The 23,714-nt window shown below is 40.7% G+C and carries 18 protein-coding genes; 3 read left to right on the top strand and 15 right to left on the bottom strand.

Annotation, left to right across the window (positions count from 1 at the left end):
- Position 1 precedes the first annotated feature (1 nt).
- From O4M77_RS12890 to O4M77_RS12900, 3 genes are read right to left on the bottom strand one after another with little or no spacing between them, the layout of a single operon-like run.
- Complete coding sequence (locus O4M77_RS12890) at positions 2-2,059, bottom strand: hypothetical protein (RefSeq protein WP_323713539.1); 2,058 nt, start codon at positions 2,057-2,059, stop codon at positions 2-4.
- On the bottom strand, positions 2,056-3,993 hold the full coding sequence (locus O4M77_RS12895) for a hypothetical protein (RefSeq protein ID WP_323713541.1): 1,938 nt from the start codon (positions 3,991-3,993) through the stop codon (positions 2,056-2,058). The genes O4M77_RS12890 and O4M77_RS12895 overlap by 4 nt, the downstream gene beginning before the upstream one ends.
- Positions 3,990-5,417 carry a site-specific integrase gene (locus O4M77_RS12900; RefSeq protein WP_323713542.1) on the bottom strand — a complete coding sequence of 476 codons (1,428 nt, stop codon included), beginning with the start codon at positions 5,415-5,417 and terminating at the stop codon, positions 3,990-3,992. Before O4M77_RS12900 ends, O4M77_RS12895 begins: the two co-directional genes overlap by 4 nt.
- A gap of 429 nt (positions 5,418-5,846) precedes the next feature.
- Between O4M77_RS12900 and O4M77_RS12905 the strand changes: the two genes are divergently transcribed.
- Positions 5,847-6,791, top strand: coding sequence for an Arc family DNA-binding protein (locus tag O4M77_RS12905; protein WP_323713543.1), 945 nt, complete (start codon positions 5,847-5,849; stop codon positions 6,789-6,791).
- A 60-nt stretch (positions 6,792-6,851) separates the two neighbouring features.
- On the opposite strand, the gene O4M77_RS12910 is transcribed toward O4M77_RS12905, so the two are convergent.
- On the bottom strand, positions 6,852-7,058 hold the full coding sequence (locus O4M77_RS12910; protein ID WP_004281170.1) for a helix-turn-helix domain-containing protein: 207 nt from the start codon (positions 7,056-7,058) through the stop codon (positions 6,852-6,854).
- Between the two features lie 159 nt (positions 7,059-7,217).
- Between O4M77_RS12910 and O4M77_RS12915 the strand changes: the two genes are divergently transcribed.
- Positions 7,218-7,484 (top strand): hypothetical protein, encoded by a 267-nt coding sequence (locus tag O4M77_RS12915; RefSeq protein WP_178319230.1) that lies wholly within the window; start codon positions 7,218-7,220, stop codon positions 7,482-7,484.
- Between the two features lie 105 nt (positions 7,485-7,589).
- Positions 7,590-8,210, top strand: a complete 621-nt coding sequence (locus tag O4M77_RS12920; protein WP_242757031.1) for an HAD family hydrolase — start codon at positions 7,590-7,592, stop codon at positions 8,208-8,210.
- Between the two features lie 42 nt (positions 8,211-8,252).
- On the opposite strand, the gene O4M77_RS12925 is transcribed toward O4M77_RS12920, so the two are convergent.
- The 11 genes from O4M77_RS12925 to O4M77_RS12975 all read right to left on the bottom strand — a co-directional run bounded on the left by O4M77_RS12925 (position 8,253) and on the right by O4M77_RS12975 (position 23,691).
- Positions 8,253-9,029, bottom strand: coding sequence for a hypothetical protein (locus tag O4M77_RS12925; protein WP_227560706.1), 777 nt, complete (start codon positions 9,027-9,029; stop codon positions 8,253-8,255).
- A 224-nt stretch (positions 9,030-9,253) separates the two neighbouring features.
- On the bottom strand, positions 9,254-9,784 hold the full coding sequence (locus tag O4M77_RS12930) for a hypothetical protein (protein ID WP_242757033.1): 531 nt from the start codon (positions 9,782-9,784) through the stop codon (positions 9,254-9,256).
- A 319-nt stretch (positions 9,785-10,103) separates the two neighbouring features.
- On the bottom strand, positions 10,104-10,664 hold the full coding sequence (locus O4M77_RS12935) for a TPM domain-containing protein (RefSeq protein WP_323713544.1): 561 nt from the start codon (positions 10,662-10,664) through the stop codon (positions 10,104-10,106).
- Complete coding sequence (locus O4M77_RS12940; protein WP_416359234.1) at positions 10,658-11,701, bottom strand: TPM domain-containing protein; 1,044 nt, start codon at positions 11,699-11,701, stop codon at positions 10,658-10,660. Before O4M77_RS12940 ends, O4M77_RS12935 begins: the two co-directional genes overlap by 7 nt.
- Positions 11,702-11,737: 36 nt before the next feature.
- Positions 11,738-12,331 (bottom strand): LemA family protein, encoded by a 594-nt coding sequence (locus O4M77_RS12945; RefSeq protein WP_004787108.1) that lies wholly within the window; start codon positions 12,329-12,331, stop codon positions 11,738-11,740.
- A gap of 271 nt (positions 12,332-12,602) precedes the next feature.
- Positions 12,603-14,024, bottom strand: a complete 1,422-nt coding sequence (locus O4M77_RS12950; RefSeq protein ID WP_180025542.1) for an FAD-dependent oxidoreductase — start codon at positions 14,022-14,024, stop codon at positions 12,603-12,605.
- A gap of 72 nt (positions 14,025-14,096) precedes the next feature.
- Positions 14,097-18,572, bottom strand: a complete 4,476-nt coding sequence (gene gltB / locus O4M77_RS12955; RefSeq protein WP_323713545.1) for a glutamate synthase large subunit — start codon at positions 18,570-18,572, stop codon at positions 14,097-14,099.
- Between the two features lie 450 nt (positions 18,573-19,022).
- A complete protein-coding gene (locus O4M77_RS12960) occupies positions 19,023-19,874 on the bottom strand; it encodes a hypothetical protein (protein WP_180016593.1) in 852 nt (283 codons plus the stop codon).
- 12 nt (positions 19,875-19,886) lie between these two features.
- Positions 19,887-20,966, bottom strand: coding sequence for a 3-dehydroquinate synthase (aroB, locus tag O4M77_RS12965; protein ID WP_180013427.1), 1,080 nt, complete (start codon positions 20,964-20,966; stop codon positions 19,887-19,889).
- 28 nt (positions 20,967-20,994) lie between these two features.
- Positions 20,995-21,531 carry a shikimate kinase AroK gene (aroK, locus tag O4M77_RS12970; protein WP_005233593.1) on the bottom strand — a complete coding sequence of 179 codons (537 nt, stop codon included), beginning with the start codon at positions 21,529-21,531 and terminating at the stop codon, positions 20,995-20,997.
- A 36-nt stretch (positions 21,532-21,567) separates the two neighbouring features.
- Entirely contained in the window at positions 21,568-23,691 is a 2,124-nt protein-coding gene (locus O4M77_RS12975; RefSeq protein WP_323714112.1) for a type IV pilus secretin PilQ family protein, read from the bottom strand.
- Between the last annotated feature and the right edge of the window lie 23 nt (positions 23,692-23,714).

Below are 23,714 nucleotides of genomic sequence, written 5' to 3' on the forward strand. Positions count from 1 at the left end.
TTTACACCTCAATATTAATCGTTTGAATTCTTTGAATCATTTTGTTTAAAGCCAAAATCTCACTGTCCATTTGCCCGTATAGCAGACTGTTCTGTACTTGCATATCTCGCTGCCGTTGTAGCCGCTGAACCGCTTTTTGCATTTTTTCAGCACTTGTTGCATCAAACACAGCATGGGCACAACTCAAACAACTGGTAATCGCAGTAAACGAAATTTTTTCGCAAGAATCAGGGTTGGTACATGCGCCAAACAAGCTAGGCTTATAGGCAATTTCACCCTTTTTCATACGCTTAATGGTTTCATCACGGTTTGGAAATACTGTGAGTAATTGCTCGCGGTCTTTTTGTAGTTGTAAATACGTTCCCGCACCACCGAGCAAGCGACTAGAACTATTAATTACACCATCTTCAAACTGAGCATAAGAATGCACCAAGCGCTGATATTCCAGTTCTTGAATAAACTCTTTTTGACTGTCACTCACTAAAATATTTGGTGCAAATACCGCATTATTACGGTAATACAACGTCATAGACTCTGTTAGATGCTTAAATTGGACTGACAAAGCGCCAAGCCCGATCATGCCTGAACGAGCGCCATACACAGCCAGTGAACGCCTGAATTGATGGGTACAGATATTCCAGTACTCACCAACTTGGCAGTCTTTTTCTTCTCGCCAATTGCGGAAACCATCAAAAGCTTCAAGCTCGGCGATATCACTTTTAGTGATTCGTAGTTCATCTCCCAATTTTGCTAGAAGATGCTGACGATAATCATTAAAATTAGTCTCTGTGCGAGTCGGAGCACCTTCAAAATTAGAGATAAAATCCGTTTCATGCTCAATATTGCGGTTATTTTTATTTCGATGCTTTTGCGAGTATAGCGTTGGAAATAATGGGTATTCAGCAGGATTAGACATATCATAGTGAGGATTGAGTAAGGCGTAGACTTCACCAATACTTTGTGCTGCATTTACGCCTACTTGAATATCTGCAAACGTGATCCAATACGTCGATTTATTTCCACCCCCGTGTAATTTTGATGTATAGCCCATAATGACATGCACAAGATGCTCGTTACTTTGAATAGTTTGATAGCAATCAGAAGACAGCTGATTCACTTCATTATCTCGCATCCCAGTAAACAAATGAATCCAAAGCTTAGCCATACCTTGAATCAACGTCATATAACGGGTGAGGTTGGCATGTTTTTGAATCTGATGATTCTCAAAAATCTGAGTTAACCCCAGCAAATCACGTGCATCGTTGAAACTTATCGCTCGTTTAGCACGTCTAAACTCAACAGGCATCAGGGCAAAATTTACATCTTGCTGAATCCGTTGAAACCATTTCAGCAAAGCAGGCGCATTTTGATTAAATTCGTTTAATAAATCTGCTAAAGCATTAATTAAGGCAATATAAATACGTGACGGAATAAGTTTTGTTTGCGGACCGACTTTACCTGATCGCAAGCGTATTTGTGCAGCAAGTCTTGCTAAATGCTCAATCGGTTTATATGTACTAAACGCAGGAATGAGCAATGGGTACTGCTGCTGTAATGCAAAACAATCCGTTAAAAATGCTTTAATGTGAATGGCTTTTTGATAGCTCACACCAACATAAGCATCATTTACTTTTGACATATAAGCAACATCGCTAAATAACTGCTGCAATGTACAGCCATTCTTATATGCAATTGCTGCAAACTGGCGTAAAACCGTATGCCGCTGTTCAATACTTTTAATAATCGACTTACCAGATTTTATATAAAGCAAAGCAAAACTGATTTTTTTCATTTCTGCCCGAATTTGGCAAAAGAGAAAATCATCTTCACGAGCATTTTCAAGCCAACTATCAAAATTCAGGCGACAATCACACTTCGGTAAATATGGAGAAAGATCCCAGATATTGTCTGAATAAACTGACAATATCTCACCACTCTTCATTCGCGATAATACAAAAGTACTTGGAACAGTCAGCTGATTATTCTGTAGATTGTACTCATCAGGTAAAAACTGCTCAGCAATACCCAATGAATATAGATATGAATTAAATGAACTCATGATATCCACCCCAAATCAATTAGCAATTCAAAATGATTGAGCCAATAGGCATCTAAATCACCACTTTCTACTTCTTCTTGAATTGAAAAAATACGATCACGTAAGTTTTCATAAGTATCTGATAATTCGTTGAGTACTTCGTCAATTCGGTGTAGTACAACCCCAAACTGCTGTTCCCACTTGATTGTGTCCGTGGCTTTTTGCTTAACGTAGCCGAGTAGGCTTTTCAGTGATAAAAGCTTACGCACATCTTTATCATCAGCGTGGACTGCATAGTATTGACAGAATAAGCAATGCTCAAATTGCTGACAATTGGGTGTAGGGGCCCGTTCAGTAAAACCAATAGCTTTTTCAGGCTGTGGATAGATAGAGGCACATGCACCGACAGGTGAGGGTTGAGCATCAATAGTTTCATCTAACATTTGCACCGAAATTCGTTCAAGCGTTCGAGTTTTTGAGACGGCAACTTCTCGCAGCTCATTAAAAAACTGTGAAATTTGCTGGGCTGCATCTTTGAATGAAGTACGTGCATAATTATTTCTTGCCGTATCGAGAGAGTGACCCATGACTTCAGCTTCAAGCAGTAGGTCACCAGCGCTAAACTCAACAGTTTGACTGCTTTTATGCTTACGCCACTGTTGCGGCGTAATCCAAATCATTCTTGGGAAAATGCGCTGAAAAAGCTTTTTCATTAATTGTAATCTGCCGTAGCTGACAGGTCCCAACTGTTGAATTTCATTGCGTAATGGGAAGACGAAATCACATGCTTCATCTTGAATATACCATTTACGCAGTTCCAGAATTTTCCTAAAAATAGGTTCAAATTGAACCCCAAATTCTGGGTAGACTGTCTTGTCACCTGCACGGCTTTTTGTGCCAGAAAATCTGCGCCCTTGAGTACTTGGTAGAATTTCCATCGTATCCAGTTGCAACTGTTGAGCCGTGTCTAAATTTGCCCCCGTTTGTGCGATAAAGAGCAACATGCCGATGGCAAGACCGTAGGAGGCAAGTCTTTCACGCTCTACATGTCGCTTGTCTTTGTTGCTTTCTTCAAGTTTACGGATCGCTTGATTACGATTTTCACGTAAACGCTTTCGATATTCACTATCCTCAGCAAGCCCGAAATCCACCAACATTTTTGAGAAATCGGGAATAGTTGAATATTTAGACAAATAGCTGTGCATATCAAACTGAATATATTGTTTTTCAGTTTGATGATGAAAGCCTGAATAAAAATAGAACTCTTCCTGATCCACGGATTGAAAGTGTGCGGGAAAGTTACCCGCCTGTACAACGATACGATGGATTTCCGAAAATACATTCAACAAAGTCGCATACGTCTTTTGATGATCCTCCTGTGCAATCGGTAAAACAGGAACATCATAACGCTGCGACTGTACTTGCATTGCTTGACTAGCAATATCAATTTCATGACAATCAAATACATATGCGATCAGTTTTGCAACATAACGCTGATACTGCTTTGCGGTATGTGCAGCCAAGTTATCGTCATCAGTATCTGCAAGCAAAGTGCGATCAACTAAATATTTGCTGTAACGACGATAGGCATCGATCATGCTGTCCTTATTGGATAAATCAAAAACTTTCTTTTGCTGATCAATCCAGTCCAAAAATATTTTGATAATGGAATAGAACAACCCTTTTGATAGATCCGATCCATCCATTTGTAGTAAATAATCAGTGAAACATTTTAAAAAATAGCGTCTTTTTTCATCAAAAGAAGCAACAAGCTCATGGTCGGATACACCGGAAGAACATGCTCTTTTAGCAAAAAAGAATGTACCCATATCTAAAGTTTTAAAAGAAAATGAGGCTGTTTTATCTTTGAGCACAAGTATGAGATGCTCATGCTCAGTAATCTGCTTATGAGTATCAGTGATATGTACAAACAATGGAGTACGAATGAAATTCATGACAAATCTCCTGCTAAATTCACAGAGGACTGTACGTATTTCATCAAGCTAGACTCATACTCATGCTGAATTTTATTGCGCCATTGCAAGCGTGATTTATAGTTCAAATACTGCAAAGTCGTACTAATATTGCGATGCCCCATCCTAGCTTGCACATATTCGACTGCTGTCATAGCCGTATGCCCTTCGGGTAAATGCTGTAACTGGCTTTCCAATAGATTCATCCCAAAACTGGCACGTAAGTCATGGAATTTAAAGCTTGGAAATTGCGGATCAATCAAACGAATCTCGGGTAATAGCACGACTTTTAAATAACTACGCACCGCTTCACCTTCATATAGTTTAAGCCTCGCCCCAAACGAATCAGAGGCTTTGATCTTATCGATCAGTTCTTGCTGTTCAGCTTTGCTGGTGTAGAAAGGTGTGCCAAGCTTAGTGAGAAACACATAGTTTTCATCCGAGTCAGCATAGCTAGACTTCTGTCTACGCTGTTGCGCTTGTGGGCTATTAATATAAATTTTAAGATCTTGTGCCAACCAATTCGGGATGAGTAGCGTCATCGGCTTTTGAAATTTGGTATCAATGCCTGTACCCGACCCAATAGGTAGACGAATAAAACCCTGACTATCAGGCTTACAATTAAGTAAATTTTTGATTCGTAAAGTACAAATCGTCTGTAAGCGAGCACCTGTGAACAAAGCAAGATAGAACATCAACTGATATTCACGTGATGATTTTTGCAATGCTTTCAATATGACTGCTTGCGATTCAACACTGAGTGGGCTTAATTCACCATTATCCTTAATCACTTCAGAATTTGGGGCTTTGGCTGGAACATGAATCACAAGATCATGCGACTTAATTGCCATTTTTCTACGTGCGCCAAACTCATTATCTACAGCAATATATTTGTAAACATCTTGGAAAGGAAGTCCATAACGTTGATGGTCAACTAAGTCTTCCGTTACAAGAAATCGATAAAAGTTCACTACTGCATTAATTCGACCACGTGTAGAACTGGCTGAAATTAGACCTACATTCGCTTGCTCAATCAAACGAGCACGATATTTAAAAATCGCATTCGACTGTTTTAGTTTGTGGAATTTCAAACAGTCCAGCTGCTCATCTTCTAAAAAACGTTGAAAATCAACCAACTGATTCGCAATAGATGCAAACGTTTTAAAATCGTACTGTATTGTTTGCTGTAGTTTTTTCAGCAAGTACAGATTAAAAAATTCTGATGGGCTGCCATCTCCCTGAATAATCATAGGGAATTCTAGGTAAGCATCACCATATTTTTCGAATTCTGCATCATTTAAACAACGGGTTGCCTTAACCAACGTCAATAACTGAAATTTTTTAATGGTCACGACTTTAGCTTTAGACTGGTAGCGTGACTGACCATTTTTAAGTTTATTGCTCATTTTGAGCCTCCTGTTTATTAAAAACAGGCAAAAAGCGACTTTGAGGTAGGATTGACAAAAATGCCCCTATCCATCAAAATTGAAGTGTCTGGACGCCAATCAAGACATTCATAAAAGCTCATGTTCCCGCATGGGCTTTTATACTTTTTGCCGAATGAAAAAGTTAATTCAATTTTTTAATTGACCCTCCGTGTTTTGCTTAAATTGAGTTAGAATAAAATTCACTTGTGAATTTAATGATCTGTTTTGCAACAAAGCTTCTTCTTTCAACCAGCTTTTTAATACAGGTGAAATACGTAACTTGAGTTGTGTCGAAGAACTTGATAATTTCATATGAACCAACCTGGTTTAATAATGTGGTTCATCAATAAACCACTTTCCAATTAAAAATCTTTCCCATAATGTAGTCAATAATGGATTGTATTAATTATGTTAATATTACAAGATGCTCAACTGAAAATTCGTCTCCCAAGTGACCTAAAACAAAAAATTGAAGAAGTTGCAAATCAAGAAAAACGCTCAATGAATGCAGAGATAGTTGACCGCTTGGAAAAAAGCTTTCACTTTGTTACTCCCCCTGAAACAAACCCGAAAAATTTAAAACTTGCACACTATCAAATAATTGACCGAAAAGTAGAAGTTGCTGAAAGACTTGCTCATAGCCTAAATCTAATTAATAGCTTCAAAATGAATGCAGTAAAATACTCACACATTGCTCAAATATGTAAGTATGAAAATGCTGAAGTTTTTCTAAATTGGCTACAAGCCAAACAAGAACCTTCTTTTACTGAGTTAGAAAAAATTGCAGCCTATTTATATATTGATCAGGATTGGTTGATACACGGAGATGGGCATCCCATTCTATCCTCTAACTGGCAGATCGAAAATAATGTAGATTCAAACATCAATTCTCTGTTTTCTCATGTTGATCCTGTTTCCAAACAGGAGATTGAGGCTCAGAAAATCATTCTTGTTAGAAATATATCTGAAGAGGGCAATCTCCTTATCATTAAAGTATTACAAGACTGGCGTGTCGAAGTGCTAACTACCAATATTCACGTTTCTACGTACAATGGAGTGGGTGGACAAAATATGTTAGAAAGTTTTGCTCGCCTATGTTCACAACTATATAAATCTACAAAATATCTAACAAGAACAAATGCCTACTTAATTAATAATGAATTATTTGAAAAAATTCTAACGTGCGAAGAGCACCCATTAGCCCTATTAAAAAAAGAGCACACAAGTATTTGGTGGGAAGCCTTTTGGAATGCAACTGATTCTAATAACGTTCGAAAGGACTTTTTAGACGTATGGCATGACTGGGATCAAACATCCTCTATTGCCATTAATGCCCTTTCTAAAAAACTATAGATGAAGACTAATTTATGAAATCATCACAACTTTCAGCACATCACCCCATGTAGTGATGTGTTAACCATTGGTATATTCAAATAAATCCTGCATATTGCAATTAAAATATTTGCACAATGTATCAGCGACTGAAAGTTCAATTCGTATTGCTCGGTCATAGTAAAGGCTTGTTAGTGTATTGCGATTAATACCAGTCGCCTGAGCTACCTCACTTAACTTTAAAATTTTTCGCTCACCCATCAAATTTGACAACCTACATCTAATCATAACAACCTTTAAATTAAAAAATTAACCTATGGCAGGTTAATTTAACTTGATAAATAATCTTTAGCATGATAATTTAACCTATAGTAGGTTATTTTGTTTCATAGGGAAACAAGTCAACCTTTCTGTATATCATTATATAATTTCTATGCGAGTTCAGCTATGAATAACTATTTTTCTCCAAAATTCTCTGTTTCAGAAGAAGTCCGCTCAACTGCTATTGCTCTAATCAAAGAGTTTAATATTGACCGTACATTTGATTTAGCTTTGTTTCTGAATGTTAATCCCAACTTAAATGACCAAGATGCGACTTTAGCCTGGGTGAATTATTTTGAAAAAAATCAACATGATCTCAGTGACTTCAATCATGTTAGACGCCACTTCATGAAAAATTTTCCAAAAATTATGTTTGCAAATTTCAGTGAATAAAATAATCAAAGGGAGATATCAAATATCTCCCTTAATTTTTTATAGCAATGTCTCTTATGGTAATCTCAACAAAAAGTAAAATTCAATTTAATTGGTTGTAAAAATATGGAATCATTTATAAAAGCAGGCCATATGGAGCCTTCAGTCATTGTTTTTGACGTATTTGGCACACTTGTGAAGATAGGGGAAAGACGCTCCCCATATAGAAAATTAATGAAATGGCTTAAGGAAAATGGTCGACAGCCAAAACCTGATGATGCCAAATTTATTATGTCTCAAAATTTAAGTTTTACTGAACTTATAAAGTTGCTAGGGATAAATATTCCAGAGCAATTACTACAAGAACTTGCGCATGATTTAGACGAAGAAATACAATCTATTATTTTATATGAAGATACGCTATCAACTTTGGAAGAATTAAAAAAATTGGGATTCAGATTGGCATTATGCTCAAACTTAGCTATGCCATATGGAAAAGTTGTTTCTTCATTTTTACCTTCTCTTGATGCTTATGCTTGGAGTTATGAGGTTGGAGCAATTAAACCAGAGTCACAAATTTATCAATATTTAATTGATAAATTACAATGTCATGCCAAAGACATTTTGTTTATTGGAGATACAATTTTAGCTGATTACAGTGGTCCAAATGAATTTGGTATGTCAGCACGTTTAATTGATCGTAAGAATGGTCAAAAGCTGGCAGATGTTTTAAACGACATACTTTAACAACTCGTGGACGCCCCCCTAATAGTGAATACTCACAGCCCCTCATCTTTCCATTTTTTTAAATTCTGCAATTCGTTCATCAAGCTCCAGAACCCATGCTGGTTTTATATGTGGCACATCTGGACGCTCAACACCTTGATGGTCAAAAAACTTATACACCATTGCCGCCAACTTGATAAACGCCAGTTCAAACGTATCTGCCCAAACATCTAAACGATAATCATGATAATGCTCTTGGTATAATTTACCACCATCTTCTACTTTATTGAGATGTGAGCCAGTCTCTAAATAAATCACTAATTTCCCATCATCTTCATCATTATATGCGCCGTGATAAACATTTTGGCAATGCCCCCATGTATTCCAATGCCATGATGGTACATCGCCAATAACCGTCCAAAAAGCTGGGTGTGTATCAATAAAATGATAGGCAGTTAAAAAGTCCGTTGGATTTGCGAGATATGCTTGCTCATTTTCAAAGGCAGTCTGTAAAGCAGATTGTAAATGCTCAAATTTATTTTGATCGGTGTAGGAAAACAAACCACTAGAAAGATGCTCAGAGGTTTTAAAAAATAGGCAACCATTCTCTTTATCCTCACCAAAATATTGATAAACCTCTGGTAGAATCTGTAAATCTGTAGGTTTGACATGATGGATCTGGTGTTGTACGTCTTTTAAGCTTTCGTGAATTGCTTCCATACGATCAGGGTAAGTGACGACAAGTTTAGTATCTCGCAGTGATAAAATTGCTGGTTCAGTTATTTGGGGTAACTGTTCTAATAACCAGTCTGGTAATTGTTTTAATTCAGTCGGTTGCATTTTTAGTTATCCTATTTTTTAAAAATTTCAACTTGTTACATACGTTACACAACATAATTTGTGCAAGTTATTTATAGCATTGGTTATATAATGCCCGTATCATCTACTAAATAAAAATGAGTATCTGGAATGTTGCAAAGTGCCGTCCTAGATATTTTAAAAATAGAAAAAATGTGTTTTAACTGGTGGTATGGGTATATTTCCATTGAGCCATTATAGATTTTTCATCTTGGTTTAGATTTTCCTTTCTTTAGTTTTTCTATATAAGCCTCACATTGAGCAGGCAAACCAAGATGATATTTTAAAGTGCTATCCGCTTTTGCTGTCACATACTCAATATTTTGAATTTCACGCTGCTGAGCAAAAACTTGAATCGCAGGATATAACTGTTCTGAACAACTCGCATCATTACTAAAATATTTTAATGTCTTGGTTGTAGAATAATAAATGGCAGCAAACAATCGCCCATCTTTAAACACAATCGCTGATGAAGCATCTAAACTGCTTCCAGACCGACCTTCATAATACAGAGCCTCATCTGTTTTTAGTAAATAGGGCGCTGAGTAATTATCGAAATTAGATTGAAATTTTAGATAATCATGCTTTAACAATGTTTGAAGTTCTGTTTGGATTTTTGGATGCAAAACAATTTGAGGAATTGATGAAATATTTGAATATTGAATTAAGTCTAGTTCTTGAGCATGAGTAAAAACGGAGATCGAAAAAAGTAGAAAAAGATAATATTGATTCTTCATATCAAATTTATTATTTTTATGTCCATATTGACTTACTTATGGATTGTTCATTTTATATGGACACTTATGGAGTATCAATAAGGGTAAAACCCTTTTGTACTGTATTCATAACATTCTCCACAAATGTTTTTGTTTATTTATAAGCCTAAAGAAAAAGCTCATTTAGCTTAATTTTATATTTAGCACTAAGTGTGCCAAGTTTTATTATAATAAAATTGAGAGAAAAAACAGCAATTTAAAAAAATATTTTTATTTTTGTAATCTTTGTGTGTTCTTTTGTGCAACTAACTGACAAAAATTGTCAATTAGTTAACTAAAGTCACCCCAGTATGATTGGTTTATTCCCCAATTCATTGTTTAAATCATCTATTTTTCGATCATAGTAGTGATTTAAAATTTCTCCAATCTGCTTAATACCCAAAATCACCCCATTCTTATACTTCTGTTGCTTCAACTGCTGAATAATATTTTCACAAATCTGATCCCATACATCTTGGGTGGTTGCCTGTTTAATTCCTCGATCAATCACAATTTCTACTTTATGATCACAGAGGTTTAAATATAAAAGCACGCCACTATTATGCTCTGTATCCCACACACCCAATTCAGCAAAAAGTTGTCGGGCACGACACAGCGTATCTTGGTAATAAGCAGAACGAGAAGGTAGAGATCCTTCAATCACGACCTGAATTTCCCCCACATGCCCATGCTCTGCTTCTTCTACAGCTAATGCAATCGCATGCTGATCCTGCTTGGAGAAAAACCGCTTGGTTGCAGGCATATAAAAGAAGTGCTTAAGCCAGCGCTTAAAACTTGGTTGGGCATGCTCTTCCAGCTTAGGCTGCGTGACAATATCTGTTGTATCTGTAGTTGTTACCATGAGCCTGATGCTCCTCCCCCACCAAAACCACCGCCGCCTCCACCGAAGCCGCCGCCTCCAAAACCGCCACGCCCATTACTACCGCCACGACCTCCACCTGCCATGAAAGCATGCAGGATCAACTGAGCAAGTGAGGTCACGAGTAAAAAGAAAACTCCAGCACCAATTAATAGGCTAGCGATCAATCCCATTCCATTGACCAACCCAGCTGCAGTTCCAGCCACTGCGGCAGTGGCCGCACTCAGCTTCCTGCCAAAGATCATGGAACCAATAACACCAGCAACGATAATGAAAATAACCGAACCAAAAGTCGCTTGAGATGCTTGCTGCGCTTGATAAGCCTGTTCCTGACGTTCTTTAAGCTCAGCTGCTGCTTGAGCTGCAATTTCAGGATCCAGATTTAGAATACGCTCGATTTCTGCCAGCCCAGCATCTATCCCTTGTGCATACTGACCCTGCTTAAACAAAGGTGTAATTTTGTTATTAATAATCCGTCCAGCCACAATATCTGGCAGAACGCCTTCTAACCCATATCCAGTTAAAATCTGGATACGATGGTCATTTACCGCAATGGTCATTAACAGGCCATTATCGTGTTCTTTTGATCCCAGTTGCCAGCGATCTGCCACACGCATGGAATAGTCAAAAATATCTTCCTGGCCCGTGGTAGGGACAATTACTACGCCAATCTGAGCCTTACCCGCCTGATAAAGATTGATAATTCTTTGACTAAGTTGCTGTTTTTCTGCCGCTGTCAATAAATTTGCCTGATCAATGACTGGCTCATTCATGCTGGGCAAGTCGCGCTGAACCTGACCTTCTGCCATATCATTGGCAATTTTTGGCTGCGGAGCTGTAGCGGCTGATTCTACATTTTGATCCGTAGTATTCTTTTTAGGCTGCAAAATTTCACGTGCAACAATGACTTCTTCTGTATCAGTTGCCGTTGCTGTTTCACTCCAGGCAGGATTCATCAGGCTCATAATGAGGCTGAGAAATAGACCTATATAAAGTTTTACAGCGCTTATATGCATCATTGCAGCCACCTTATTAGTGATTACCCAAGATCAAGCTTAGTCAAATGAAACCTTAGGTGCCTGTTGCGCACTCTGCTCTGCACTAAAGTTTGGCTTGGTATCCATTCCAATCACTTTAGCCGTCATCACCTGCGGGAACTGACGTGCATAAGAGTTGAAATCTTGTACAGTGGTAATATAGCGGTTACGTGCTACTGCAATACGGTTTTCAGTACCTTCAAGTTGTACCTGCAGATCGCGGAACTGCTCGTTGGCTTTCAGATCAGGATAATTTTCAGTTACTGCCAGTAGACGTGACAAGGCACTGGTCATTTGTGCCTGTGCTTCCTGATAGCGCTGGAACAGTTCAGGATCTTCCAGCACTTCACGATCAACTTTCAAACCTGCTACATTGGCGCGTGCCTGAGTCACTTCAGTCAATACCTGCTCTTCATGCGCTGCATAGCCTTTTACCACATTCACCAGATTCGGCACCAAGTCAGCACGGCGCTGATACTGGTTCTGCACTTCAGACCATGCCGCAGTTACTGCCTCATCCTTGACTTGTAAGGTGTTATAGCCACAACCTGTAAGCGTCAGGGTACTGGCTAACATCAGAGCAATGAAAGATTTTTTTAATACAGGGATCATCTTTTATCCTCAATTCTTTATTGATATTTATTTAATTAATTTGATTTTAAACATATTTTTCCTAGTTTTTGTTAATTTTTATAATTTTTTACTTTTATCGTTTTTATTCCTTCTGTTCTGCTTCAGAGCTACGAATTAATATTGGATATATCTATAAGTTCAAATTCATATTTTATAAGCTCATAGGATTAAGCTAACCAAATATTCAAAACAAAGAAAAATAAAAAAACCCGCCGTAGCGGGTTTTTTTTAAATAGATGATTAAATTAGATTAAATATCAAGATAATCGAGAATACCTTCTGCAGCCTGACGACCTTCCCAGATCGCAGTCACCACCAGGTCAGAACCACGGACCATGTCGCCACCAGCAAAGATTTTTGGATTTGAAGTCTGGAATTTGTATTGCTGTTGTTCAGCTGCAAGTACGCGACCCGAACCATCCAGGTTAATTTCTACGTCAGTAAACCAGTCTGCAGGGCTAGTACGGAAACCAAATGCCAACAATACCGCATCTGCAGGCAGAATTTCTTCTGAACCTGGAATTGGTTCCGGACTACGGCGGCCACGGCTGTCTGGTTGACCCAGTTGAGTCGTTACCACTTTTACGCCAGTCACTTTGCCATTTTCACCCACGATTTCGATAGGTTGACGGTTGAACTGGAATTCCACACCTTCTTCACGCGCATTTTTTACTTCACGACGTGAACCCGGCATGTTCGCTTCATCACGACGATAAGCACAAACCACTGACTCAGCACCTTGACGGATTGAAGTACGGTTACAGTCCATCGCGGTATCACCACCACCCAAGACAATCACTTTTTTGCCTTCAACGCTGATGTATTCGGATGGATCTTTTTCCCACCCCTGGCAACGGTTCACGTTAGCAATCAGGAAATCCAGTGCATCATATACACCATCCAGATCTTCACCAGCAAAGCCACCTTTCATATAAGTGTATGTTCCCATACCCATAAAGACAGCATCATAGTCAGCGAGTAACTGGTCGATAGTAACATCGGTACCAATTTCAGTATTCAGACGGAATTCAACACCCATACCCGTGAAAATTTCACGTCGGCGTTTCATCACGTCTTTTTCCATCTTGAATTCTGGGATACCGAAAGTCAGCAGACCACCAATTTCAGGACGTTTATCAAATACAACTGGCTTCACACCATTACGTACCAGAATATCAGCACAACCTAGACCGGCAGGACCCGCACCAATGATGGCAACTTTCTTGTCAGTCCATTTCACATGAGACATATCTGGACGCCAGCCTAAAGCGAAAGCAGTGTCATTAATATATTTTTCAGCATTACCAATGGTGACTGCACCAAAACCATCATTTAAGGTACAAGCACCTTCACACAGACGGTCTTGGGGACAAACACGACCACAGACTTCTGGCAAAGTATTGGTTTGGTGACACAGTTCTGCTGCCTGGAAAATACGGCCTTCTGCCAGTAACTTCAACCAGTTTGGGATGTAGTTATGAACCGGACATTTCCATTCACAGTACGGGTTACCACAACCTAGACAACGATGTGACTGATTTGCAGCCACTTCTGTTGTGAAAGGTTTATAAATTTCCACAAATTCTGCTTTGCGGACGTCAATCTCTTTTTTCTCTGGATCTTGGCGTGCGACATCCAGGAATTGAAAGTCATTATTTAGGCGCTCTGCCATCTCTCTCTCCGTGGGTAGACCCAAGGCTTTATTCGCATTACCTTAGGTCTGCCTATATCTGCAGTAGTGGAATTATTGTGGATCAGCTTGAGTTGTTTTCAACAAGGTCAATAAGTTAGCTGCTTTTGGTTTTACCAGCCAGAACTTACGACTATAGAAATCAAACTCATGGCGGATCTTGTACGCCCAAGCACTACCTGTTTCTGCAATATGTTCATCTAAAATGCGAAGCAAAAAGGTCTGATGTTCTTCCATCGCTTCAGTTGAGATACGGTTCAGTTCAATCAACTCATGGTTGTAATGATCTACAAAATCATTGTCCAGGTCCAATACATAAGCAAAACCACCGGTCATACCTGCACCGAAGTTATGACCTACTTTACCTAGGACAGTCACAATACCGCCAGTCATATATTCACAGCAGTGATCGCCTGCACCCTCAATCACAGCAAAGGCACCAGAGTTACGAACTGCAAAACGTTCACCCGCAGTACCTGCAGCAAACAATTTACCACCAGTCGCACCATACAGACAGGTATTACCAATGATCGCAGTATTTTGAGTCTGGAATGGCGAACCTTTCGGTGGGAAAATCGAGATACGACCACCTGCCATACCTTTACCCACGTAGTCGTTCGCATCACCTTCCAGTTTCAGATGCAGACCACCGGCATTCCAGACACCGAGTGACTGACCCGCTGTACCAGTCAGATTTACTTTAACCGGATGTGCTTCCATACTCAGGTTGCCATAACGTTTGGCAATTTCACCTGACAGACGCGCACCAATCGAACGGTCACAGTTACCTACGGTAAAGCTGTATTCACCACCTGTACCTGCTTCGATTGCTGGAAGAATTTCTTCTACCATCTTCTCAGCCAGAATACCTTTATCGAACGGTTCATTACCCTGTACTTCACAGTACTGTGCTTTGCCTTCTGCTGCTGGATGTGACTCTAGCAGTTTGCTCAGATCAAGGTGAGCATGTTTGTCAGTTTCACCTGGCAGGATTTCCAGCAAATCTGTACGACCAATCAGGTCTTTCAGGCTAGATACGCCAAGTGCCGCCAACCATTCACGTGTTTCTTCAGCAATGAAAGTGAAGAAATTGATCAGCATTTGTGGTTCGCCGATGTAGTGCTCTTGACGCAGATGATCCTGCTGAGTCGCAACACCGGTCGCACAGTTATTCAAGTGACAAATACGCAGGTATTTACAACCTAAGGCAATCATTGGTGTTGAACCGAAGCCGAAGCTTTCTGCACCCAAGATCGCAGCTTTTACGACGTCCAGACCAGTTTTTAAACCACCATCAGTTTGAACGCGTACTTTGCCACGCAGGTCGTTTACACGAAGTGCTTGATGCGCTTCACTTAAACCTAATTCCCATGGAGAACCCGCATGGTGAATCGAGGATAATGGAGATGCTGCTGTACCACCGTCATAACCAGAAATGGTAATAAAATCGGCATAAGCTTTTGCCACACCTGCTGCAATCGTACCTACACCCGGTTCAGATACCAGTTTCACCGATACCATCGCTTGCGGATTGACCTGTTTCAAGTCAAAGATCAACTGCGATAAATCTTCGATCGAATAGATATCATGGTGTGGTGGTGGTGAAATCAGGGTCACACCTGGAACTGAATAACGTAAACGGGCAATCAAGCCATTCACTTTACCACCTGGCAACTGACCACCTTCACCTGGTTTTGCACCTTGAGCTACTTTAATTTGCAGTACTTCTGCTGATGTTAAGTACGCTGGAGTTACACCAAAACGTCCGGATGCAATCTGTTTGATTTTCGAGTTACGGATGGTGCCATAACGGGCTGGATCTTCACCGCCCTCACCAGAGTTAGAACGACCGCCAATGGTGTTCATGGCAATCGCAATCGCTTCATGTGCTTCAGGAGATAACGCACCCAAAGACATACCCGCAGAGTCAAAGCGAGGCAGAATATCTTCTACAGACTCAACCTGATCCACTGGAATTGAGTTGTCAGTTTTCAGCTTGAATAAGTCACGAATGGTTGCAATGGGACGATTGTTTACCAGCTCTGCATATTCTTTAAAGTCCGCATAATTACCAGAACGTACTGCTTTATGCAGTGAGTTAATCACATCCGGGTTAAACGCATGGTATTCCTTGCCGAAGACAAATTTCAGCATACCGCCCTGATCGATTGGCTTACGGTTTTTCCAGGCTAAATCTGCCAGTTGCCTCTGGTCATTTTCAAGATCAGCAAAAGTTGCACCTTGAATACGGCTCGGAACACCTACGAAGCATTTGTTCACAACTTCATTGGATAAACCGACTGCTTCAAATAACTGACCGCCACGATAAGAAGCCACAGTTGAAATACCCATCTTAGACAGGACTTTCAGCAAGCCTTTTTCAATACCCTTACGGAAATTGTTTTGCGCATATACCGGATCACCCAGCAATTCACCTTTAGCCACCAGATCATTGATCACGTCATATGCCAGGTACGGATAAATTGCTGTCGCACCAAAGCCAAGTAGAACGGCAAATTGATGTGGATCACGTGCAAAACCGGTTTCAACAATCAGGTTCGCATCAGTACGCAGACCAGTATTGATCAAATGATGGTGTACTGCACCAGTGACCATCACAGCATTGGCTGGCAAGAAACCTTCACGAATTTTCTTGTCTGAAAGTACCAATAAAGTTTTGCCGTCACGAATCGCTTGCGCTGATTCTTCGCAAATACGAGCAATCGCAGCTTCTAAGCCTTCAGTTTCAGCATAGTTCAGATCAATATCCGCAATCTCATAACCTGTACGGCCTAGCGTACGGATCTGATGCATTTTTGAATTAGACAGAACCGGACTTGAAATAATCAGACGGTCTGCATGTTCTGGACCCTGTTCGAAAACGTTTTGTTCACGACCTAAACAGGTTTCTAGTGACATTACAATCGATTCACGTAATGGATCGATTGGCGGATTCGTTACCTGAGCGAACTGCTGACGGAAATAGTCTGATACATGACGCACCTGACGTGACAGAACCGCCATCGGGGTATCATCACCCATAGAACCCACAGCTTCCTGACCGCTTTCAGCGATTGGACGCAGTAACTGGTCACGTTCCTCGAAAGTCACCATGAACATTTTCTGTGCCGCTTTCAGGTTGTCACCTTTCAAGCCTCGCTCACATAGATATTCTTCCAGCTCAGGGCTACCTTGTAGACGTACAGCATTTTCACGTAACCATTCACGGTACGGACGCATACGTTTCAGGTGATTATTCACATCCTGAGTATCTAATACTTTACCGGTATAAGTATCGATCACCAGCATTTGGCCAGGACCCACACGTCCTTTAGAAATGACATCTTCAGGTTCATAACCCCATACACCGATTTCTGACGCCAGTGTGATGTAGCCATTTTTAGTGATGACCCAACGTGCCGGACGCAAGCCGTTACGATCCAGCATACAGATCGCATGACGACCGTCTTGGATAACTAAACCAGCAGGGCCATCCCATGCTTCCATATGTTTAGAGTTGAACTCATAGAATGCACGTAAATCAGCATCAAGCGTTTCAACGTTTTGCCAAGCAGGTGGAACCAGCATACGTAGCGCACGGAACAGATCCATACCACCACCCACGAGGATTTCCAGCATGTTATCCAGACTAGATGAATCTGAACCAGTACGGTTTACGATTGGATTCAGCTCAGTCAGACCTGGCAGTAATGGGTTTTCAAATTTAGGTGTACGCGCCATTGCCCAGTTACGGTTAGCCGTAATAGTGTTAATCTCACCATTGTGGGCAAGGTAACGGAATGGCTGAGCCAATGGCCAGCGTGGCAATGTATTGGTAGAGAAACGTTGATGGAAAACCACGATATGTGATGCCAGACGTTCATCAGCCAGATCAGTATAGAAGTCAGCAATCGCTGCCGGCATCATCAGACCTTTATAGCTGATTACAGTTGAGCATAAGGTCGTCACATAGAAGTATGGATCACTAGTTAACTGCTGTTCAGCACGACGACGTGCAAGGAACAATTTACGGTTGAATTCAACTTCAGTTACACCGATTGGGCAGTTAACAATCACCTGCTCAAAAGCCGGCAGAGACTGCATTGCAATCTCACCAAGCGCATCATTATTCGTCGGTACAACACGCCATGCGATAACGCGACAGCCTTCTTCTTCAATTTCTTTGGTCAGGACTTGTTTTGCATGTGCGGCTAATGCTGGATCCAGATTCAGGAATACTGTACCCACAGCAAAAATCTCACTTAAGGTAATGTCACTTAAGCGTTTGGCTTCTTCACGGAAGAATTCTTTAGGCATTGCCAGCAATAGACCACAACCATCACCGGTCTTGCCATCAGCAGCAATACCGCCACGGTGGGTCATACAACTTAGACTATGAATTGCGGTCTTGACCAGATCATGACTGGCATCACCCTGCATATGGGCGATCAAACCGAAACCACAGTTATCTTTAAACTCATCCGGTTGGTATAAACCTTGAGCGGGAGCTACATTATTAGGCGATGGCATGTGCATAGCGTACCCTTCTTTTCACTAAGCCCGATAGGCTATTAAACAATCAAAATTCTGCTGTGCGTGACTGTCTGATTTACTCCGCAAGCTAAGCAGCTTTATAGAGCAAAATATCATTGAGTATCTTTTCAACATAATCCTTTTTCAGACGGAATGCATGAAAAATAACATTCATTTTGCTGATGGATAAGATAAAAATAAGCAACAAAGATGACAATTACGCCTATTCATCGAATCATTTTCGCGCCAAAACAGGGAGATTAATTCAATTCATGCACCAATAAAGCAAATTTCATGCCAACTTAAGGAGCAAAAATCAAAACAACACAAATGACAAAGATTTAGTCTACAAAAGAAAAATACTGGTTATTTATGGTGCATATTTTTTGCACCAAAAGCGCACATTTATAATAAAGATAAAGTGTCTGTGCGCTATTTTAGACCGACCTAGTTAAATGGATCACTAATCTCATTTTCTTGAGGTCGCGAATTGCCATTTGATGAGCGCGGACTTCCTTCGACATGGCTCTGAGATTTCTGTACATCCACTACATTACCTTCCTGATCACGTCGAACAATCGTGGTACTCGTGGTGCTTTCTTTAGGAGTGACTACAGGGGCTGAAGGTTGAGCTTTCGGTCTGATCTGTACGGATTCATCGACTTTCGGTAAAGGTACATTTTTCAACTGAATTTCATAAAGTTTTTGATTACTTGCCAGTTCTTCCGAACCCATACTGTTGACTAGACTGGCATATTGTTGCATGGCCACAACTTTAGGCTGGACGGATTTAGGCAGATTCAGATTGAGCACTGATAAAGCCTGTTGAGCTTCTGCTGCGGTTTTATACAGACCATATAACAATACATATTGTTCAGGCTGGTTCTCACCCGAAAGCCTTAAATAAACAAAAGGCTTACGATCCTGCTGCTTTTTCAGGAAGGTTTTTAGAATGGCTTCATTACCTACACGAAATAGCTCAATCGCATGCTGTTTCTTTACTTTACCAATATATTTGGTTCCGCGGAATTCAGGCTCATGACTAACATTGACAACAATCCGAGTATTGAGAGCAAGAGGCTTAACCTCATCAGAAAGTGCACCAAGATGGGTCATTGAGGCCACTTTTTCTGGTTGAATCTGTAATTCAACTTCCGTTTCCGGCTTCTTCTCTACTTCTACAACTTCATCTGTATCGGTAATAGCCCAAAAAACCAAGGCAGCAAATAGACAGCATACGCCACAGACCAGCCAGAAATAATGCTGAATCTTTTGCCAAGGGGTACGTAATGCTGTCATAAAAATTTAAACCTATGCCTGATGAGCTAAAATCGCCTGTTGCATCAACTCGACATCAAAGTCTCGAGTAATGACCGCTTTTCCAAGTTGCTGCAATAATACAAGACGAAGCTGCCCATTTAAAACTTTCTTGTCGTGAGCCATGTAAGCCAAGAAATCGTCAAGTGGGATTTTAGGACAAACAATAGGTAATTGCGCACGAGAAATGATTTTTTTTGTACGCTCAAGGTCTTCTAATGAAATCCAGCCCATGCGATGGGATAAATCTGCTGCCATCACCATACCGGTTGCTACCGCTTCTCCGTGCAGCCATTCACCATAACCCAGATAAGACTCAATCGCATGACCGAATGTATGACCGAGATTAAGTAAAGCACGCTCACCCTGCTCTTTTTCATCATTGGCTACAATACGAGCTTTATGTGCACAAGAACGATAAACTGCTTCGGCCAGCAATTGCTCATCACGAGCAATAAGACCTTCCATATTGGCTTCTAACCAGACCAGAAATTCTTCATCACCGAGCAAGGCATATTTAATCACTTCAGCCAAGCCTGCAGACAGTTCACGATCTGGTAAAGTTGACAGCTGTGACATATCTGCCAACACCACTTGTGGCTGCTGGAAAGCACCAATCATATTTTTACCCAGTGGATGATTAATGCCAGTTTTACCGCCCACGCTGGAATCCACTTGAGAGAGTAAAGTCGTTGGCACCTGAATAAAATAGACACCACGCTGGAAACAGGCAGAGGCAAAACCGGCCATATCTCCAATAACACCACCACCGAGTGCCAGAACCGTACAGTCGCGGTTAAAGCCTGCCTCAAGCAATGCATCAAAAATTAGGTTTAGATGCTCAATATTTTTGTATTTCTCACCATCTGGCAAAATACAGGTCGCCACAGTTTTACCCAAATTTTCCAATGCAGCCTTATAGCGATCCAGATAGAGTGGTGCCACCGTCTCATTACTGACAACCATCACCTGCTTGCCATGAATATAGGGCTCAAGCAATTCCTGAGGATTCAAGTTACTGCCAATAAAAATAGGATAACGACGTTCACCGAGTTCGACATATAAGGTTTTCATGAGGGGATAACCACTTTTTCAACTGAACTTATTTTTTTGGAAGAATGAGATTCAGAATACGCTGCGCCAAATCTCGTGCAGCCCCCTGATTGGTCTCAATGATGTAATGTGCGACTTCCCGGTATAACGGATCCCGCACTGCAAGCAGATCTCTGAGTTTCTGTTCAGGATTTTCGACTTGTAACAAGGGACGGTTTTTGTCGCGATAGGTTCGCTGAAGCTGAATTTCAACTGGAGTGTAAAGATAAACAACGATACCTCGCTGCTTTAAATAATCCCGATTAGGAGCCTGAGTAATTGCACCACCACCAGTTGCAAGTACCAGCTGTGGGCGTGAGGTTAACTCATCAATTACAACAGTTTCACGATGACGAAAACCCTTTTCACCCTCTTTTTCAAAGATCCAGGGAATAGTAGCCCCTGTTTTCCGCTCAATTTCATGATCGCTGTCCAGAAATTCTCGTCCTAACAGTTCTGCTAAATGTCGTCCTACTGTTGTTTTACCGGCCCCCATCGGCCCTACCAAATAGATATTTGGCAGGGTTTCAAACTCTTTGCTTGGCAAGGAGTCACCTATTCATTTTGTTAAATTCAAAATATATTAATGATTTCTTGAAACACTGTCATTAACAATTCGAGGTGTAACAAAAATCAGTAGCTCACGTTTGTTATCCGATTTTACATCTTTACGGAATAAACGACCTAAATAAGGTAGATCGCCCAAGAAAGGAACTTTAGTTTGTGCATTTCGAGTTTCTTGCTCAAAAATACCACCAAGTACTACTGTTTCACCATTATCAACCAGTACATTAGTATTGATCTGGTTTTTATTAATCGTTAACTGTCCAGTAGGTGTCGGATTTCCTGGTGAGTCACTGGTAATATTCAACTCCATCTGCACTTTACCATCTGGTGTAATACTTGGCGTTACATCTAAACTTAAAGTTGCATCAATAAATTCAGTAGTTGAAACTGCATTAGCACCACCACCTTCTGCGGACTGATAAGGAATTTGGGAACCAGATGCCACAGTCGCTTTTTGCTTGTCAGCAGTGAGCACTTTTGGTGTAGAAATTACTTCACCATAACCATCTGCCTGTAGCGCAGAAAGTTCAAGATCCAGCATAAAATCTGATAGGCTAATTAAACCAAAGGCGATGCGACTTGCTCCTGGACTAGTTACACCTAGATCCACATTAAGGTTATCCGGTCTCTGAATTTCATAGGTCCACCCCCCTCTTTCACTATCAAATTCAGGCTCCCTCAAATCCCAAAGAGTCGTATCACTACCACCAACGAGAAGGTGATTATTATTGGTAATCCCTTGAGATAGAATCCCCCACTTCACCCCCATTTCTTTAGTAAAGTCAGTGGTTGCACGGACAATACGCGCCTCTACCATCACCTGCTTTACCTGTACATCCAGCAGATCCACCATATTGCGAATTTTATCAATAAATGGCTGGGTATCATTCACAATAATGGTATTGGTACGAGCATCAATAGAGATAGAGCCACGTGAACTTAATAAACTTTCTTTATCATCGTTATTAGTACTATTACTTGAATTACCTGATCCTGATGCACTTTTATTTTGAGTAATCAGTTTTTCAATATCTGCTGCTTTTGCATAACTGAGCTGCATATATTCAGTTTGAATCGGTGCAAGTGCAACGCTTTGTTTTAAAGCCTTAGCTTCTTCTTCTTCGGCCTTAATTAGTTCTGCCACTGGTGCAATCCAGATCACATTACCATTACGACGTTTATCCAGATTTTTGGTTTTTAATACAATATCTAAAGCCTGATCCCAAGGCACTTCTTTGAGGCGTAAGGTAATATTACCCTGTACGCTATCTGCAGCAACCATATTGATATCGGTAAAATCGGCTAATAATTGTAGAACTCGACGAACTTCAATATCTTGGAAATCGAGGGAAATTTTCTTGCCTGTATAAGCGACTGATTTAGGACGTAATGGACCCTTAACTTCTGGACGCTTCAAACTAATCGTCAGCTTATTATCCGTCTGGAAAGCCATATATTCATAACTTTCTGTAGACTGAATAGTAATTACACCTGAACCATTTTGATTGACTGCATCTACGGTTGAAACAGGCGTGGCAAAATCATTCACATTCAAACGTCGGGTCAAATGTGCCGGAATCTTGGAGCCCAGAGTCCGCACAATCACTTTGGTTCCCTGCTGCTGTACATCGACTGGTGTGTTCTGACCTGCCAGATCAATTACCACCAGTCCTTCACCTTGCGCACCCCGCTGGAAACCAATATTAGTAATCCCCTGAGCGACCTGCTGTTGTACAGGCTGAGCAATAGCGACTGGAGTGGCAGAATTAATTTTTAAAATAAAGGTATTGCCTTCCACACGCGTCGTAAATGCACCTGCATTAGCGAGATTCACCGTCAGTCGAGAACGCTGTGCATCTGAGCTAACATCCACTGAACTGGCTTCAGCAGTTGCGACTGGAATACTAGACTGTTTTAGATTTTGTTGGGCCTCATTAAAATCCAGAATCAGGCGTGATGGAGATTCAAGCTGATAAGCTTGAGGCTGAGGTGGCAAGCCATTAAACATCACCCGGATTTCAGTTCCCTGTCCAGGAATTTGCATTGGCACTACATTGGTCATTGAAACTTGCGCACTCGCTACTTGCATCACAGCAATCGCGACAGCCCCCATAGAAAACTGACGAAACACATGATTCATTGTATTAGCATCCCCAAAAATAA

The sequence above is a fragment of the Acinetobacter sp. YWS30-1 genome (assembly GCF_033558715.1).
In the GTDB taxonomy this organism is placed as follows: domain Bacteria; phylum Pseudomonadota; class Gammaproteobacteria; order Pseudomonadales; family Moraxellaceae; genus Acinetobacter.

Excerpts from the sequence above, each read along its gene's own strand:
- O4M77_RS12890 (WP_323713539.1), bottom strand. The coding sequence starts at position 2,059 with ATGAGTTCATTTAATTCATATCTATATTCATTGGGTATTGCTGAGCAG.
- O4M77_RS12895 (WP_323713541.1), bottom strand. The coding sequence starts at position 3,993 with ATGAATTTCATTCGTACTCCATTGTTTGTACATATCACTGATACTCAT.
- O4M77_RS12900 (WP_323713542.1), bottom strand. The coding sequence starts at position 5,417 with ATGAGCAATAAACTTAAAAATGGTCAGTCACGCTACCAGTCTAAAGCT.
- O4M77_RS12905 (WP_323713543.1), top strand. The coding sequence starts at position 5,847 with ATGTTAATATTACAAGATGCTCAACTGAAAATTCGTCTCCCAAGTGAC.
- O4M77_RS12910 (WP_004281170.1), bottom strand. The coding sequence starts at position 7,058 with ATGATTAGATGTAGGTTGTCAAATTTGATGGGTGAGCGAAAAATTTTA.
- O4M77_RS12915 (WP_178319230.1), top strand. The coding sequence starts at position 7,218 with ATGAATAACTATTTTTCTCCAAAATTCTCTGTTTCAGAAGAAGTCCGC.
- O4M77_RS12920 (WP_242757031.1), top strand. The coding sequence starts at position 7,590 with ATGGAATCATTTATAAAAGCAGGCCATATGGAGCCTTCAGTCATTGTT.
- O4M77_RS12925 (WP_227560706.1), bottom strand. The coding sequence starts at position 9,029 with ATGCAACCGACTGAATTAAAACAATTACCAGACTGGTTATTAGAACAG.
- O4M77_RS12930 (WP_242757033.1), bottom strand. The coding sequence starts at position 9,784 with ATGAAGAATCAATATTATCTTTTTCTACTTTTTTCGATCTCCGTTTTT.
- O4M77_RS12935 (WP_323713544.1), bottom strand. The coding sequence starts at position 10,664 with ATGGTAACAACTACAGATACAACAGATATTGTCACGCAGCCTAAGCTG.
- O4M77_RS12940 (WP_416359234.1), bottom strand. The coding sequence starts at position 11,701 with ATGATGCATATAAGCGCTGTAAAACTTTATATAGGTCTATTTCTCAGC.
- O4M77_RS12945 (WP_004787108.1), bottom strand. The coding sequence starts at position 12,331 with ATGATCCCTGTATTAAAAAAATCTTTCATTGCTCTGATGTTAGCCAGT.
- O4M77_RS12950 (WP_180025542.1), bottom strand. The coding sequence starts at position 14,024 with ATGGCAGAGCGCCTAAATAATGACTTTCAATTCCTGGATGTCGCACGC.
- gltB (WP_323713545.1), bottom strand. The coding sequence starts at position 18,572 with ATGCCATCGCCTAATAATGTAGCTCCCGCTCAAGGTTTATACCAACCG.
- O4M77_RS12960 (WP_180016593.1), bottom strand. The coding sequence starts at position 19,874 with ATGACAGCATTACGTACCCCTTGGCAAAAGATTCAGCATTATTTCTGG.
- aroB (WP_180013427.1), bottom strand. The coding sequence starts at position 20,966 with ATGAAAACCTTATATGTCGAACTCGGTGAACGTCGTTATCCTATTTTT.
- O4M77_RS12975 (WP_323714112.1), bottom strand. The coding sequence starts at position 23,691 with ATGAATCATGTGTTTCGTCAGTTTTCTATGGGGGCTGTCGCGATTGCT.